The organism is Ruminococcus callidus ATCC 27760, from assembly GCF_000468015.1.
GTDB lineage: Bacteria > Bacillota > Clostridia > Oscillospirales > Ruminococcaceae > Ruminococcus_C > Ruminococcus_C callidus.
On the sequence record NZ_KI260316.1, the window covers coordinates 1,765 to 3,272 of the forward strand.

Below are 1,508 nucleotides of genomic sequence, written 5' to 3' on the forward strand. Positions count from 1 at the left end.
AGATTCTTCCTTCGAGTTCGGATTCATCAAAAGCCACCTTGCATTTATCCCATTTCTCCATCGGCATCCAACGTACCGCTTGTTTTACCCACTGATTCAAACGCAGTTGCCGAAAGGCGTTCTCTTCGCCGGGAGTCTCCTTTGCAGAGTTACACGCAGCCACCACCTTATCCATTCCGATGGTTTTGTCCAGACTTGGATTTGCCTTTTTCCAAACCTTCGGGTCAGTCCAATCTTCCGATTCATCTGCACCATAAATAACCGGATAGAAAGTCGGATCATGTTTTCTGCCTTCCAGAATATCTTTTGCTTTCTGATGTACTTCATAGCAAATAGAATTTGTATCTGTTCCTGCCGTGGTGATAAGAAAGTAAAGCGGCTGCATTCTGGCATCACCGGAACCTTTGGTCATGACATCAAAGAGCTTTCGGTTCGGCTGCGTATGAAGCTCATCAAACACAACCCCGTGGATATTGAAGCCGTGTTTGCTGTATGCCTCGGCGGAAAGCACCTGATAAAAGCTGTTTGTAGGAATGTACACGATGCGTTTTTGTGAGGTCAGAATCTTCACTCGCTTGGAAAGGGCAGGGCACATCCGCACCATATCCGCCGCCACATCAAATACAATGGCAGCCTGTTGACGGTCGGCGGCACAACCGTAAACTTCAGCTCTTTCCTCACCGTCGCCACAGGTAAGCAAAAGTGCAACAGCGGCGGCAAGTTCCGACTTACCATTTTTCTTCGGAATTTCAATGTAGGCAGTGTTGAATTGCCGATAGCCGTTCGGTTTCAGAACCCCAAACAGGTCACGGATTATCTGTTCCTGCCAGTCCAGCAGTTCAAATTTCTTCCCTGCCCAGGTGCCTTTGGTGTGGCTGAGGCATTCAATAAAAGAGACAGCATAGTCTGCCGCCTTTTTGTTATACTTGGAATCCTCCGCCATAAAACGGGTCGGTTTAAATCTTGCTATTGTTCTCACCCCCCAATAAAAAAGACCTGCCAAAAAGCAAGTCTGCATCATTTATTTTAATGCCCTCAAGGGGCAGTTTTGTAATCGAGATTCCGTTCCCATTGTAACCATATTACCATACAAATTCAAGAATAGCAAGCGGCTAAATGGGCAGAAAAAACGTCGAAATTTCTACGTTTTCTTGTGTACCATACACGAACAAAAATCAGGTGTACGACCGCCAGAGCCTTTCGGCTCCGGCTTGTGGGATTCGGTTTTGGAAAAATCAGTTGTACTGTTTCAGCAGGATCGCCAGTGCAGTTTCAGTTTCTTCATCCTCCGGCGGAATATCCATGCCCCGGTCGAAATTGAACACCGTTTTGCCATTCCGCCGCAGGGAGATTTTCGAGGCTCTGCCTTCCTCATATCCAAAAGTGGAAGGCTCCTCGTAATGTTTCACCCAGTAGTGAAAAGTGCTCGTTCCTACCTGAATTGTTCCTTCTGTCCACATTGTTTTTTCCTCCAGTTTTCGTTGTTTTTGCCTTTCGGCATGATGTAT

The 1,508-nt window shown here is 46.6% G+C and carries 2 protein-coding genes; both read right to left on the bottom strand.

The genetic code is table 11. The annotated features are described in order from the left end of the window. The coding region (locus RUMCAL_RS02650) for a terminase large subunit domain-containing protein (RefSeq protein ID WP_242823478.1) at positions 1-943 on the bottom strand (943 nt) is incomplete at its 3' end. 292 nt (positions 944-1,235) lie between these two features. Then, positions 1,236-1,508: DUF7678 domain-containing protein (locus RUMCAL_RS02655; protein ID WP_021680931.1), on the bottom strand; the 273-nt coding region annotated here is incomplete at its 5' end.